A 12,761-nucleotide genomic window follows, 5' to 3' on the forward strand; every position below is an offset into this window, starting at 1 on the left:
CGTGCTTCATTCGTGATTTGCATCGTATTCATCCTCTCATATGTTTTTACTTTACCAATGCTTTTAAGTGTTCGTAACCAGATCGTTCTTCATTCATCAGTGGAACAATGGCACATTTTGCTGAAATATCTTCTACCTTCTGAATCCACTGCTCCTCTGCTATGGCTCGTCCCTTTAGCACCGGATCCTTTGTATCTGTTGCATAAAGACTTTGGTTAATCACCCACCACTGCGGAAGAATCTCTGCTCTTTTCAAATCCTCCTGCAAACGCTGTGCTTCCAAAACGGGAGTTGCTTCCGCTAACGTCACGATAACCACCGCTGTTTCTTGATTATTTCTTAGGCGTGGCAAAAGCTTTTGAACACTCTCTGGTACTTCTCTCGTTGATCGAGAAAGCTCTTTATGATACGACTGTGCCGCATCTAATAATAGCAAAGTATGTCCAGTTGGGGCTGTATCAATCACTACGATTTCATCCTTCGATCGGTCCACCACTTCAGCAAACGCTCGAAAGACGGCAATTTCCTCTGTACACGGTGAATTTAGGTCTTCTTCTAAATAAGCAAGACCCTCATCATCCAAGTTCTGACCCGCAGTTGAAAGCACTTCTTTTTTATACATCTCCACCTCATGCTTCGGATCAATTCGGCTAATAGATAAATCGGGATATTCTTGATTTTCAAACATTAGCTCCAAATGGGCGGCCGGGTCTGTTGTGGTTATATGCACTTTATGACCTTTTTCCACTAAGCCCACCGCGATGGCCGATGCAATCGTCGTTTTCCCTACTCCCCCTTTTCCCATCGTTAAAATAACCCGGGTTTGTTGAGTAGAAAAATGGGTCACTAGTTGTTCTAAGTCAGGAAGTGTGTGTCCTTTTTCAAGTTCTCCCGCCAATTGAACAGGTGGAATCGAATAATGCTTCAACAGATATCGTAAATGCTCTAACCCTGTTAAAGAATACGAAACATATGGCAAGGAGTAGATGACCGCTTGCTTTAATTCATCTGGCAACTGACTCACCGCGTTTCGTTGCTTTTTATAAAAAGCGGTAGAAATCTTATCATCTGGGAAATGCGTTTGAAGGATTCCGTTAATGATTAACGCTTGATTTTGTATGCCAATTTCCTTTAGTTCCTTTGCTGCTCGGTTGGCCTCATATAGTGATGATTCATCCGGTCGAGCGACAAGAACGAGCATTGTTTGAGCAGAATCGGATAATACCTGAACCGTTTTTGCATATAAATCCTTTTTCTCTCCTAATCCTGACAGTGGTCCTAAACAAGAGGCCCCATGAGTACTTTCCTCTAAAAAACCACTCCATGCGGATGGCAATTGAAGCAACCGAAGGGTATGTCCCGTTGGAGCCGTATCAAAAATGATGTGGTCAAAGGCATTTACTAGCGCTGGATCGGCTAAAAGACTCGTAAATTCATCGAATGCCGCTATTTCTACCGTACATGCTCCGGATAATTGCTCTTCCATCGTTGCTACGACGGAATCGGGCAGTACCCCTCGATACGGTCCAACAACCTTTTCACGGTAGGCCTTCGCTGCTTGCTCCGGGTCTAAATTACAAGCAAATAAATTTTTCACCTGTGGTATTTCTGCTGGAATATTTGTGAGTTCAAGTTCTAAAACATCTTGAAGATTAGAAGCTGGATCGGTGCTTACAAGCAGAACCTTCTTTCCTTCATCTGCAAGCGCGACAGCCGTTGCACAGGCAGTCGATGTTTTCCCTACTCCACCTTTTCCTGTGAAAAAAAGAAACGGGGTATGAATAGCAGTTTTGGGCTCAAATGGTTGGAACATCACCTTTCACCTTCCATCGGTTAAATTAGGTTGATTTTATTTGTAACCTTCTTCTTCTCTAATTCGGACATATTGATACCAAACCACTGAGCAAGTGTTTCATTTGATGGATAGCTTCCTGATTGAATGATTTCCCCATTGACTAACGTAATTGGAAGCGAATCTGGACCTTTTTCATGTAAAAATTGATTCACCTTCGAATTTTCAGCAAACTTCCCAGGGTCACTCGCCAAGTTATGCCTTGTAATATCGAAGCCCTTTTTTTCTAAAATAAAGACTGAAGTAGCCATTCTTGTTAATTCAGGATCAACACTCGGTCCACACACACCCGTTGGACAGCAAAGAGCAGGATCAAAGATTTCAACTTTGGTCATTCTGAAACACTCCCTTTTAATTTTATAAGCATATACTTATATACAAGGTAGAAAACACCCCAGAGATGGATTCATCCCCGGGTTTTATGCTTATTTTCCTGTTTCAGCAAATGTTTTGATTCGATCGCCAATTTCATCACGAACACGTTGGAAAAATGCCCATTTCTCTTCGTCTGTTCCTTCTGCTTTCGCTGGATCATCAAAGCCCCAATGCTCACGCTTCACATGTGGAGGAGTCACTGGGCAATGGTCTGCCGCGTGCCCACAAAGAGTGACCACTAAGTCCGCATTATTTAGGATTTCAGGGTCAATGGTGTCAGATGTTTGATTGGAAATATCGATTCCCGCTTCTTTCATTGCCTTCACTGCATTCGGGTTCAAACCGTGTGCCTCAAGTCCAGCACTTTTCACATCCCACTCTTCTCCTAAGTGTTTTTTCGCCCAACCTTCTGCCATTTGGCTTCTGCAAGAATTTCCAGTACATAAAAAGTAGATTGTATTTTTCGTCATGTTTTTCTTCTCCTTTTAGTGGATGATTAGTAACCAAATATATAGCCCAACCAACGTAATAAATAATGTTGGGATGGTTAGAATGATACCTGTTTTAAAATAAGTCCCCCATGAAATTTTGACTCCCTTTTGCGATAAAACATGGAGCCATAAAAGAGTCGCAAGCGATCCAATCGGAGTAATTTTCGGTCCAAGGTCTGAACCAATGACATTCGCATAAACGAGTGCTTCTCGAATAACTCCTGAAGTATTTGTATCAGCGATCGCTAACGCATCAATCATCACGGTCGGCATATTGTTCATCACAGATGATAAAATCGCAGCAATAAAGCCCATTCCTATAGTGGCTGCGAACAATCCTTGATCAGCCGTTACCTGAATTAAATCTGCTAATAGATTGGTTAAGCCTACATTTCGCAAACCATAAACGACCACATACATCCCAATCGAGAAAAACACAATCGCCCATGGTGCTCCTTTTACAACGGAGCGAGTGTTGACAGCCGGACTTCTTCGGCCCATAAATAGGAAGAAGATCGCAACCATTCCAGCGATAATGGAAACCGGAATTCCAGTAAACTCACTCGCAAAATAACCAATGAGAAGAACCGCTAAAACCAACCAAGAAAGACGGAACATCTTCTGATCTCGTATCGCATCCACCGGTTGTTTCAGCTGCCTAAAGTCATAGGTTTTTGGAATACTTACTCTAAAATAAAGATAAAGAACCAGAATGCTCGCTGCTAACGAAAAGAAGTTTGGAACAATCATCCTTGAGGCAAATTCAGCAAATCCAATGCCAAAAAAGTCAGCAGAAACAATATTCACCAGGTTACTAACGACAAGTGGTAATGAAGTAGTGTCAGCGATAAATCCACTCGCGATAATAAATGGAAACACCATACCCTCGTTGAATTGTAGGTTTCGAACCATCGCTAGGACAATAGGTGTGAGAATCAATGCTGCTCCGTCATTCGCAAAGAATGCGGCAACGATCGCACCTAAAATGGAAACATACACAAACATGAGCACACCGTTTCCCTTTGCAGCTCGTGCCATATGAAGAGCCGACCACTCAAAGAAACCAATTTCATCAAGAATCAAAGAAATGATAATAATGGCGATAAACGCTAAGGTCGCATTCCAAACGATGCTCGTTACATCAAGAACATCCTTAAAATCCACCACACCAACAAGCAGTGCCAGGATTGCTCCACCACATGCGGACCATCCAATCGACAATCCTTTAGGCTGCCAAATAACTAATACTAGTGTCAGCAAAAAAATCACTGATGCAAAAACAATAGATGTCACAAATGAACCTCCTTATTCACAACAAGAGATACGTAACCCTTGTTTTTCTAACTCATCCAGTCTGTAGCCTTGATCGGGTAAATGTTTGAGTACATCCTGCAAGAATGGATAGTATTCACTTTCCTTATTTAAGGAATAAATAATCCACTGTCCTCTTCTTGATTCCTTTACAATTCCCTTATCCTTTAGCTTCCTTACATGCTGGCTAATCGCAGGCTGACTGGTTTTAAACATTTCAACAAACTCACACACACAGCAGTCGTGTGAATCTAATATCTTCACGATCGTTAATCGTGTTTTGTCTCCTAGCAGCTTTAAGATATTAGCAACTTCTTCAATCTCAATAACAGATTCTTCTTGCATGGAAACACCTCCTAATTGGCCATTAGAATACGTTTATCTTTCCCAAATGTATGTTGCTAATAAGTATATAATCGATTACTTATATAATAATACACTTATATATCTAGCTCAACCGGTTTTTTGTAAAGCTTTTGTAAAATGTAAAATCAATTTTTTTTGATTAAACGGTTGCCAATACCTACCACTGGAAGTATAATACAGTATATCAAGTATTTTTGATTAAAGGAGAACGAAAAGTGAAACAGTTCATTCCCTTAACGGACGTCACTCGTACAAAAAATGCAACTAATGAAGAGATCCCACTGCAAAGCAAGCTTGAAACATACGAAGCAAAATTTAAAGCCCTTGCAGATCAAAAACGCCTATACATCTTACACCTTTTGGTTCAACAAAACTCGAGCTGTGTTTGTGATTTGAGTGAGTTGATTGACATGCCTCAATCCAAGCTTTCGTATCACTTAAAGATTTTGCTTGATGCCGGTTTAATCACGAAAGAAACAAAAGGTACGTGGAGCTATTACCAAGTAAACACCGAAGAAATCAATCACCTATTGTCCCCTGAGCTTTGCTGCCTATTTCGACCTAGCTGCGGTTAGGTTTTCTCTTAAACGGTTAAATCAATTTTTTTTGATTAATAAATCAATATATTTTGATTAAAGGAGACGATCACATGTTTTATCAAGACTATCATGCAATCGCAAAGCTAAAGCAACAGGAAGTAGAAAGAAATGCTAGACACGCTTGGAAGTTTTTCGAAAGAGAGGCAGCGAAAAAAATCTCCATGCCCCCTCCCCGAAAAGACCCAAATTGCTGCGTCACGCCAACTAACGCTTAAGATTAAAAGGAGGTGAATCCAATATGAGCTTTTTGAAGAACCTAATAAGAAACAATAAGAATTCAGATTGCTGTGGTGTAGAAATCAAAGAAGTCAGTGAGAAAGAAGAGAAGAATAGCGCATGCTGCGGTGGTGGTGCCGATCAGACGAAGTGTTGTTAATATAGATATATAGGGAATGGCACGAATGTTATGTTCGTGCTATTTTTTTAGATGCTGGTATTTGAACTTTTCCCTACAGATTTCCACTCCCCTTGTCCAAATCTTCACCGCATTTGGACTCACTCCTCCGTTTTCCTGCGCCTTCTGTCCAAACTTCCTTACCCCACCAATCCTTCAGTAAGTTAACAACACCCACGACTTATTAATTGACATTCTCTAAAATTCTAACTATATTTATATAGACCGATCTCTATAATTTCTAAAAGGATGACTTCATACGATGAAAAACAAAAAAGAACATACAAAAGAGATTATTTTACAGACAGCTTCTCGTTTGTTTCAACGTCAAGGATATAGCGCGACCGGAGTTAATCAAATTATTGAGGAGAGTGGTACACCCAAAGGGTCATTGTACTACCATTTTCCAAAAGGGAAAGAAGAAATTGCGTTAGAAGCGATTAACCTGATGAAGCAGCATGTTCTAGAACAAACGGCAAAAGATCTTGCTTCCACAGATAATTTGATTCAAGCCTTTCAACAGCATGTGAACAATATTGCTTTGGTTTTTGATTCACCATGCAGCTTAGATGGATTAAAAATTGGTCTACTAGCTGCAGAAACAGCGAATACACATGAAACGCTTCGACTTGCTTGTGAAAAAACCTTCAAAGAATGGCAGGATCTTTACGCAGAAAAGCTTGAACAATATGGCTACGAAACCACTAAGGCTCGAGAGCTCGCCGTAACCATTAACGCTATGCTAGAGGGTGCAACAACACTTTCATTAACTAGTAAAAATGGGGATACCTTAAGGTTGATTGCTAACCAAATTCCCACTTTACTCAGCAATAAGAACAACTAGGAGGATAAAAATATGAATATGGATACCCAAATGGGCCAAACAAAGGAAGTGGAAGCGGGAGAATACAAAGTACTTCCCATTCTTGTCTCCTTCCTGATCGCTGGCTTTATTGGTCTGTTTAGTGAAACAGCTTTAAACATGGCACTTGGTAGTTTAATAGAAGACTTTGCAATCAAGGAAACGACCGTTCAATGGTTAACGACCGGTTACCTCCTTACACTTGGAATTCTCGTTCCCGTATCTGGTCTGATCTTACAGTGGTTCACGACCCGACAATTGTTCATTGCTTCACTTACCCTCTCTATTATCGGAACGTTTATCGCAGCGATTTCCCCTACCTTCGCTTTCTTAATGTTAGCACGTGTGGTGCAAGCGATGGGAACGGCGTTAATGCTGCCTTTAATGTTTAACACGATTTTATTAATCGTTCCACCGTATAAACGTGGAAAAATCATGGGGCTGATGGGCCTTGTTATCATGTTTGCCCCTGCAGTTGGACCAACACTTTCTGGTCTTATTTTAAAAAATCTTACATGGCACTGGATTTTCTGGATCTGCCTTCCGTTATTAATCGTTGCACTTGTTTTTGGATACTTTTATATGCAAAATGTATCCACACCAACGAAGCCAAAGATTGATGTGTTATCGATTGTTTTATCAACAATTGGATTTGGCGGAGTGGTGTACGGATTTAGTCATGCAGGTGAAGGTGGCGGCTGGGGAGATCCAACCGTGATTACTGCCATTTCAGTTGGTTTAATCGGACTTCTTTTATTCTGTATCCGCCAAACAAAAATGAATCAGCCAATGCTCAATCTTCGTGCGTTTAAATACCCGATGTTTGTGGTTGGATTATTATTAGTTCTGATTTGTATGATGGTTATTTTATCGTCTATGATTCTATTGCCACTTTACTTACAAACATCCCTTGCGTTAAGTACGTTTGCTGCTGGACTTCTTCTCTTACCAGGTGGAATTGTGAATGGCTTACTCTCACCTGTCATGGGTAGCTTATTTGATAAATTTGGACCAAAGTGGTTAGTCATCCCTGGTCTTGTGATTGTCACTGGATCCCTATTCGGTTTCTCAACGATCGACTTAGAAACATCTTCTGCCTTTCTGATTGCGATGCATATTTTGATGATGGTAGGCGTTTCAATGATTATGATGCCAGCTCAAACGAATGGGTTAAACCAATTGCCACGTGAATTATATCCAGATGGAACCGCCATTATGAACACTCTACAACAGGTAGCTGGTGCGATTGGAACAGCTATCGCGATTTCGATTTTATCATCTGGAATGGAAGATTATTTGAAGAACGTGACAGATGCAACGAATCCGCTCAATCCATTACTAGCCTTCACTTCAGGAGTACAGGATGCCTTTATTTTTGCGATTATTATCGCTGTAGTTGGGGTTATCGTTAGTATGTTCATCAAAAGAGTTCATGTGGAGCATCAAGCTTCATAACCAAAGAAACAGAGCTAATTTTTCCATTAGCTCTGTTTCTTTTTCTATTCTTACAAAAATTTTGAAATTCTCTTAGCTCAAGAGTAGAATAACGAAATAGAATCCAAAAAGTAAAACGGGGAATAAGTATGAAGTTACAGCAGTTAAAATATGTGATAGAAGTGGTGGCGTGTGGTTCGATTAATGAAGCTGCGCGTCGGCTATATATCTCGCAACCTAGTTTATCAAAGGCGATAAAAGAACTTGAAAGAGAAATAGGAATTACCATTTTCACTCGTACATCTACAGGAATTACGCTGTCTACCGATGGAGCCGAGTTTCTTGGGTATGCTAGGCAGGTGGTGGAACAAGCGGAATTGCTAGAGCGCCGTTATTTTAACACGGCCCCTTCTGAACAGCTCTTTTCCGTTTCCACCCAGCATTATGCATTTGCTGTGAACGCTTTTGTTGAAATGATCAAGAAACATGGCGAGGAAAAATACCAATTTACACTAAGAGAAACGAGAACCTATGAAATCATCGAAGACGTCAAAAACCTACGAAGCGAAATTGGCATTTTGTATGTAAGTTCCTTTAATGAAAAAGTCATGATGCCATTATTAAAAGAACGAGGGTTGGATTTTGAAGTTCTTTTTCAAGCAAAGCCTCATATATTCGTCAGTACTCAAAATCCTTTAGCTAAGAAATCAATGGTCACATTAGAGGAGTTAGAAGAATTTCCACGTCTTACGTTTGAACAAGGAGAGTATAACTCGTTTTATTATTCAGAAGAGCTTTTCAGCACCATTCCTTGTAAAAAAAGCATTCAGGTGAGTGATCGCGCGACCCTATTTAATCTGTTAATTGGGTTGAATGGGTATACGATTTCTACTGGAATTTTAAGTGAAGATTTGAACGGATCCAATATTGTATCTGTTCCCTTAGAAGAAGGTGAACTGATTACGGTCGGCTGCGTCGTTAATAAAAAAACACAACTTAGCCGGATCGCTAAATTGTATTTAGAGGAACTCAAGCAAATCATTGATCTTTATTTGAAGTAACCTAGAAAAGGGGAATGATCATATTCCCCTAGCGGTTTAATCTATATTTTTCAATCAAATACTGGACGGCATACAATAGATACGCTTTATAGTGTAAGTAGAAAAAGAATTGGACACGATTTAGCCCATTTAAACTGATAATTTTAAACTTTTTCAGGACATCCATCCAAACAAATGCGAAGAGCCCATCTGCAATGACATTAAGTAAAACAAATTTCTTAAAGTTTCCGTACGAAAATTTAAGTATCCACATAGTAAGAGGCATATAAGGACCCACACTAAAAGGAAGTTCATCCTTAAAAAATGATTTATAACCATCGTAAAACTTCCACCAATTCCTTCTATGACCGTAAATATGATTAATGATTTCAAATACCACAATAAATATACCGGTGAAAGAATAGCGCTTGAAACTTTTCTTCCCGATAAACAATAATGATAACCACGGAATGACTATGATAGTTAGATTAAAAAGCAAGTGCCTCCTCTTAATCATGCAACGATTTCACCTCAACCAGTTTTAGCTATTTTTATTAAATTGTCCATATCCCTCAAAAAAATCCATCATTTAGGGAATTAAAAAAAGACAACCCATAAGGCTGCCTTCAATCGCTATTTAGAAAGGATGTTTGTGATCACCCGCAATAATAAAACAAACAATATACTACCGATTAATGCTGGTAAAATGGCAATGCCTGCAACTGCTGGTCCCCATGTTCCTAGGAGCAGCCCACCAATCCAAGCACCTATAATTCCGCAAATAATATTCCCAATGATTCCATAGGGGAGATTGTTTCCTGCAATTAAACTTGCCAACCACCCGATGATACCGCCTACGATCAAGTAAAGAAGTAATCCCATATGTATGTCCTCCTTTGTGATGGTAGTAGACTAGTACCCGGAAGATCAAAGAGTTAAACTTAAATCATTTCTAATACTCTTCCCTTAAAGCTCTCATACACGTATGACCAAAGGGTTTGGTCTTCAACATAGCTTTTTCTTAATTGGCCAAAGAGTTCTTTTTGTTTTTCAGCGAAAGACGGATCTTCTTTGTCCGGCAGGGTGGCACGAAGCTCGTCAACCATTTGTTGAACTTCAGGTGCGCGTGGTCCCCATTTTCCTACTAACTCACCTTGCTCATTTAAAATCAAAATGATTGGGATCGCACGACCGCCGTTTGTTAGGTGTCGGTCAATCAAATCGGTGTCAGCGTCACGTAAAGTCACACGCATCTCTATGTTTGCCGCTTCGGCTAATTTGCGAATGACTGGGTTGATCATCATGGCATCTCCACACCAATCTTCTGTAATGGTTAAGAAGTGAAGTGCATGTTGCTTTAATGTGTCTACCAAGCCGTCTTCAGGTAATTGAAATTGCTCATACACCGCAAAGCTTTCCTCTTTTAATGTACTCATTTCGTCCATATATGCTTGAATTGACTTACCTTCTTCGAAATATTGCTGTTCTGATTTCATTGTGGCACCTCTCTTCTATGTTATGTCCTTACTATACCAAAAAAAAGCAGTGTGATTCTTGTTAGAAGCACACTGCTTTTCGGATATTATTTAGACTGACTTGCTAGCCATTCCATAAGAGTGATTTCTTTTCCATCAATTGTTGTTTTTACGTCATTGTTGTACACGTAAATCCAAGACCAGTGGCCGTTGTACTCGTATGGAGTGCCGTCAGTATTTTTGTATAAGCCTGAAGTATCTACCACGTTATTGAATAGAGATAAATGTACATTCGGTGCACCTGCAGCCACTAAACGCTCATACGTTGGAACCGTATAATTGTTCACATTTACAACTGGATCGTTCTTAGCAGTAACAAACCAAGTTGGTACGTTTTTCATATCTTCAATTTGCTTATCTGTAATTAATGTGTCAGCTAGCGCTTCACAAGTTGGAATAGCCGCTGCGAAATATTCTGGATAGTCACGAATCATGAGCATCGTCATGTATCCACCGTTTGAGTCCCCACCGATATAAATACGGTCCGTATCAATGTCTTTATTGTTAGACACATAGTCTTCAATCAAGCTCATTAATGCATCTTCATATTTTGACGTTCCATCGCCAAAGCCCGTGAGACCGTCCATCCAGAATGTTGGTGTTTGAGGAGCTAACACATACGCTCCACCAAAGTAGGATTGAATGTCTTCAGAAGCCCAGTTCACAGCCTTGTTTCCTGAAATTGGAATCGTTGGATCTGTTCCACCTTCACCTGCACCGTGCAGCCAGATGACGAGAGGATTTTTCTTGTTATCCTTCTTCGGCTCAAAATCTGCATACGTTAGGGTTACATCGTCATATGTAGCTTCACCTGTAGAGAACTCATCCACTAGCTCTCTTACACCGCCTGAGAAATGATCAACCACAAGGTCTGAGATCGTTCCTGCTTTTGTAACAATATCTTCTTTCTGTGTGATTGTATATTCGTTTTCTGTCCAATCATTAAAACCAGTTTTCTGCCAGTCATAATTCATAGCATTGCCTAGCGGTTCATTAGGTCCAATTTTCATTTCTAGCACTACGTATTTTCCTGTGGCCACGGCTGGATTGCCATCTTTATCAGAAACATACGCTTTTGTAATTGTACGTTTATCTTCATTTAACACTGGTTGTGCTAAACGAGGATCACTGATTTTTACATTGACTTCAAAAGTATCCGTTGTTACAGAATTAACCGGAACAGGTCTTCCTAAATCAACAATCACCTTCGTAATCGCTGGTCCCCAGTCTTCAATTTCTGTGACGGTTTGATAAGAGGTTGGTTGCGTCTTCATTTCCTTTGCCATCACTCCACTACTAAAAGAAAAAGTTGTACATGCTACTAGTGATAATAGAAATGCCTTTCGTGCTTGTTTCTTCATTCTTTTTAACAATGACAATTCCTCCTACAAAATCAATTATTTAAGCGTTTACATTTTTGATTTTAGTAGGAATGAGAGTTTTCGTCTTGTCCTTTTCTAGCTAAAAAAACGTCAATTCTTGATTAGGTACTTTCGACTCCCTGCGATATTGACTAGGTGCGAGCTTATAAACCGACTTGAATACTCTATTAAATGACTTCTCATTCGGAAAGCCATTTTTTAAAGCAATCTCTAGTATAGAAAGGTCGGTATTCACAAGATCGCGGTGCGCATATTCGAGCCGAACCGCATTGATATAATGCAGAAGGGTCACACCAATATGCTTTGTAAAAAAGCGAGATAAATATTCTGTCGTAATCCCAAATTCATCGGCAATCATCGTTAAAGATAGTTTTTGATGATGGTTTTCCTTAATAAATTCAAAAATCTGCGCCAACCGGTCTAGATGCTTTTTTGAGTGAATGTTCGGCTGACTTTCCTTAGGTACTTGAAAATACTTTAATAACACGTACAGTAACTCATACGATAAAGCAGTAATTTTCACATAAGAAAAATGTTCTTTCTCCCTGTTCAAGTACGCGTCTGTCAATTGATCTAAAATCATCCGTAACTCATGAAGCTGTTGAAGTCGGTCTTCGTCTCGTTCTCCGACAGATACACAGTTAAAAGCCACTTCATCTATTTTTACACCCTTTTCTTTCAACAACTCAGGAGGGATAAAGACCGATATAGCTTTTCGCCCCGCACCTCTATCAACCGCAAAGGAATGAATGGAATTTGAATTAATAACCACAATATCTCCTTCACGGGAAGTATAGGTCCTCCCATCAACATAAATCTCCTCAATCTTTCCGGAAAGAACATAGGAGATTTCAATACTTTCATGCCAATGGTTTGGGATAAACCCTGCTTCGTCCAATGCGTGATAAATGATTTTGATTGGGAAGAGCCCTTCTGTTTCCACCCATTCATATGCGTATTCCATCTAATCCCCCCTCGATAAATACAAATAAATCTAAAAAACTTTCTTATTTAGGTTTCGCTCGAGAGCTAGGAAAACCCTTTTTTAGGAGTGTGAATTTTTACTAGTATGATAGGGAAATCTCTTTGTTAATGCCTGATGAGCGAGTTTGAGCGAAAA

At 39.8% G+C, this 12,761-nt stretch carries 16 protein-coding genes; 6 read left to right on the forward strand and 10 right to left on the reverse strand.

What is annotated here, in order from left to right:
* Window positions 1-46: 46 nt before the first annotated feature.
* The 5 genes from arsA to M3175_RS17680 form a co-directional block, all read right to left on the reverse strand.
* Window positions 47-1,813, reverse strand: coding sequence for an arsenical pump-driving ATPase (gene arsA, locus M3175_RS17660; protein WP_251521851.1), 1,767 nt, complete (start codon window positions 1,811-1,813; stop codon window positions 47-49).
* Window positions 1,814-1,833: 20 nt separating this feature from the next.
* Complete coding sequence (gene arsD / locus M3175_RS17665) at window positions 1,834-2,187, reverse strand: arsenite efflux transporter metallochaperone ArsD (RefSeq protein WP_251521865.1); 354 nt, start codon at window positions 2,185-2,187, stop codon at window positions 1,834-1,836.
* A gap of 90 nt (window positions 2,188-2,277) precedes the next feature.
* A complete protein-coding gene (arsC, locus tag M3175_RS17670; RefSeq protein ID WP_251521868.1) occupies window positions 2,278-2,697 on the reverse strand; it encodes an arsenate reductase (thioredoxin) in 420 nt (139 codons plus the stop codon).
* Between the two features lie 15 nt (window positions 2,698-2,712).
* Complete coding sequence (locus M3175_RS17675; protein ID WP_371321707.1) at window positions 2,713-4,011, reverse strand: arsenic transporter; 1,299 nt, start codon at window positions 4,009-4,011, stop codon at window positions 2,713-2,715.
* Window positions 4,012-4,023: 12 nt separating this feature from the next.
* Window positions 4,024-4,374: an ArsR/SmtB family transcription factor gene (locus M3175_RS17680; protein ID WP_251521871.1), complete on the reverse strand. Its 351-nt coding sequence runs from the start codon at window positions 4,372-4,374 to the stop codon at window positions 4,024-4,026.
* A 296-nt stretch (window positions 4,375-4,670) separates the two neighbouring features.
* Here M3175_RS17680 and M3175_RS17685 point away from each other — a divergent pair, with 296 nt between their 5' ends.
* The 6 genes from M3175_RS17685 (at window position 4,671) to M3175_RS17710 (ending at window position 8,745) form a co-directional block, all read left to right on the forward strand.
* Window positions 4,671-4,970, forward strand: coding sequence for an ArsR/SmtB family transcription factor (locus tag M3175_RS17685; RefSeq protein ID WP_371321710.1), 300 nt, complete (start codon window positions 4,671-4,673; stop codon window positions 4,968-4,970).
* Window positions 4,971-5,044: 74 nt separating this feature from the next.
* Window positions 5,045-5,209 carry a hypothetical protein gene (locus tag M3175_RS17690; RefSeq protein ID WP_251521874.1) on the forward strand — a complete coding sequence of 55 codons (165 nt, stop codon included), beginning with the start codon at window positions 5,045-5,047 and terminating at the stop codon, window positions 5,207-5,209.
* Window positions 5,210-5,232: 23 nt separating this feature from the next.
* Window positions 5,233-5,370: a hypothetical protein gene (locus tag M3175_RS17695; protein ID WP_251521902.1), complete on the forward strand. Its 138-nt coding sequence runs from the start codon at window positions 5,233-5,235 to the stop codon at window positions 5,368-5,370.
* A gap of 280 nt (window positions 5,371-5,650) precedes the next feature.
* Window positions 5,651-6,232 carry a TetR/AcrR family transcriptional regulator gene (locus tag M3175_RS17700; protein WP_251521913.1) on the forward strand — a complete coding sequence of 194 codons (582 nt, stop codon included), beginning with the start codon at window positions 5,651-5,653 and terminating at the stop codon, window positions 6,230-6,232.
* Window positions 6,233-6,262: 30 nt separating this feature from the next.
* Entirely contained in the window at window positions 6,263-7,705 is a 1,443-nt protein-coding gene (locus M3175_RS17705) for a DHA2 family efflux MFS transporter permease subunit (RefSeq protein WP_251522212.1), read from the forward strand.
* Between the two features lie 128 nt (window positions 7,706-7,833).
* Window positions 7,834-8,745, forward strand: coding sequence for a LysR family transcriptional regulator (locus M3175_RS17710; protein WP_251521914.1), 912 nt, complete (start codon window positions 7,834-7,836; stop codon window positions 8,743-8,745).
* A 28-nt stretch (window positions 8,746-8,773) separates the two neighbouring features.
* On the opposite strand, the gene M3175_RS17715 is transcribed toward M3175_RS17710, so the two are convergent.
* The 5 genes from M3175_RS17715 to M3175_RS17735 all read right to left on the reverse strand — a co-directional run bounded on the left by M3175_RS17715 (window position 8,774) and on the right by M3175_RS17735 (window position 12,605).
* Complete coding sequence (locus tag M3175_RS17715; protein WP_251521915.1) at window positions 8,774-9,241, reverse strand: hypothetical protein; 468 nt, start codon at window positions 9,239-9,241, stop codon at window positions 8,774-8,776.
* Between the two features lie 116 nt (window positions 9,242-9,357).
* Window positions 9,358-9,606 (reverse strand): GlsB/YeaQ/YmgE family stress response membrane protein, encoded by a 249-nt coding sequence (locus M3175_RS17720; protein ID WP_251521916.1) that lies wholly within the window; start codon window positions 9,604-9,606, stop codon window positions 9,358-9,360.
* 59 nt (window positions 9,607-9,665) lie between these two features.
* The gene (locus tag M3175_RS17725; RefSeq protein ID WP_251521917.1) at window positions 9,666-10,220 is read right to left on the reverse strand and encodes a thioredoxin family protein; all 555 of its coding nucleotides are present in this window, start codon (window positions 10,218-10,220) and stop codon (window positions 9,666-9,668) included.
* 86 nt (window positions 10,221-10,306) lie between these two features.
* The gene (locus tag M3175_RS17730; RefSeq protein WP_251521918.1) at window positions 10,307-11,632 is read right to left on the reverse strand and encodes a prolyl oligopeptidase family serine peptidase; all 1,326 of its coding nucleotides are present in this window, start codon (window positions 11,630-11,632) and stop codon (window positions 10,307-10,309) included.
* A gap of 88 nt (window positions 11,633-11,720) precedes the next feature.
* A complete protein-coding gene (locus tag M3175_RS17735) occupies window positions 11,721-12,605 on the reverse strand; it encodes an AraC family transcriptional regulator (protein ID WP_251521919.1) in 885 nt (294 codons plus the stop codon).
* Between the last annotated feature and the right edge of the window lie 156 nt (window positions 12,606-12,761).

It is taken from the genome of Robertmurraya korlensis, assembly GCF_023715225.1.
Taxonomy (GTDB): domain Bacteria; phylum Bacillota; class Bacilli; order Bacillales; family Cytobacillaceae; genus Robertmurraya_A.